A 1,697-nucleotide genomic window follows, 5' to 3' on the forward strand; every position below is an offset into this window, starting at 1 on the left:
GCGCTCCCTGTGACCAGCGGCGCGGCCGCCGCACGGAAGACCACCTGTTTTGGGTGGCGACCTCGGCGGGCTGGGCGGATGGACTCAGCTGCATGGCCGAATCGAATGATCCCCTGACAGGCGAGATCGATGTGCAGCTCGTCACGAACGCGTACATCTACGGGTTCCCATTGGTGTTCAACCTGCTCCAGGTGCTGCGGTTCACGACGGACGGCATCGGCGCGGTACCGGCCGCTGCGTTCAACACCTTCAGTCACGGACGGACCCTTGCCGGCCCCGATGACACCTTCGTGACGATCAACAACGACACGCTCTACTCGATGGCTCAAGTCGACCTCAGCAGCGGGCCGGTGGCGTTGCACGTGCCCGACACGGCGGGGCGGTACTACGTGCTGCAGTTCGTCGATGCCTGGACGAACAATTTCGCCTACGTCGGACACCGCGCCACCGGCACCGCCGCAGGCGACTACCTGCTCGTGCCACCGGACTGGGACGGCGAACCTGACGATGACGACACGGTCATCAGGTTCCCGACCGCGGTTGCCTCCATCGTCGGACGGTGGGCAGTCGACGGCGACACCGACCTCCCGACGGTGCACGCGCTCCAAGACGCGACGACGTTGACTCCCCGCACGCCTGATGCTGCACCGCACGGGCTGGCCGTTCCCGACCCGGAGGTGTCGGACGCGCTGGCGTTCCTCGAGCGCTTCCGCGTCTGGTCGCAGCAGTTCCCGCCGGCGCCGCGTGACGCCGCAGTGCAACGGTCCTTCGCGGGGCTCGGCGTGAATTCGCCGGCGTCGCCGTACGTTGGTTTGCCCGACGACGCCGTGGCGGCCCTGACGTCCGCACTCGAGGGGGCCTCGGCCCGACTGCGGCAGATCCTCGAGTCCGGCTCCAGCCCGCAGGTGAACGGCTGGAAGATGACGCTGCACGTGTTCGACTACAACCTCGACTTCTTCGAGGTCGGCGCACTCGACGACGAGCGGTTCCGCATCGAGGATCCGACCCTTCGCTACGCCGAGCGTGCCGGCGCTGCGCTCGGCGGGTTGTGGGGTAACCACGCCTACGAAGCGGCCTACGTGATGACGTTCGTCGACGATCACGGCGACCAGCTCGACGGCACGCACGAGTACACCTTCCGCCTCGCACCACCACCACCGGTGGGCGCGTTCTGGTCACTCACGATGTACGGAGTGCCAGACTTCTTCCTCGTCGCAAACCCCATCAACCGCTACTCGATCGGCGACCGCACGCCGGACGTCGCCCAAGACGCCGACGGTGCACTCACGATCACCATCGCGCACCAGCCGCCCGATTCGCCCGATGCGAACTGGTTGCCGAGCCCCGCGGGACGATTCCGTCCGGTCCTGCGCATGTACGAGCCAGGCGACGAGGTCCTCGACGGGCGCTGGACCCCGCCCGCGATCGTGCGCACCGAACGGTAAGTCCCGTCCGCGTCCCCGTCTTGCGTAAATCGCACCAGATTGCAGTTGCCAGCGCATCCACATCTCCAATCCCCGCTGGACACCACAGTTAGCGGCGCCGACGGGACGCCGCCGCATGATCACGCATCGTGTGCGTGGCTATCACGGCGCTCAGCATCAAGATCCCCGTCAACGGGCACCTGACCGCCGGGAACCTTGATGGCGGAGCACTTAGGCCCTTGCGCGTGCTCAAGGGTGCCCGGTGACCCATCG

General features: G+C 67.1%; 1 protein-coding gene. It reads left to right on the forward strand.

Features of this window, described 5'->3' with window-relative positions; genetic code table 11:
- The first annotated feature begins 92 nt into the window (after positions 1 to 92).
- Positions 93 to 1,445 (forward strand): DUF1254 domain-containing protein, encoded by a 1,353-nt coding sequence (locus EDF48_RS18935; RefSeq protein ID WP_131881980.1) that lies wholly within the window; start codon positions 93 to 95, stop codon positions 1,443 to 1,445.
- The last annotated feature ends 252 nt before the right edge of the window (positions 1,446 to 1,697 follow it).

It is taken from the genome of Curtobacterium sp. PhB191, assembly GCF_004346515.1.
In the GTDB taxonomy this organism is placed as follows: Bacteria; Actinomycetota; Actinomycetes; order Actinomycetales; family Microbacteriaceae; genus Curtobacterium.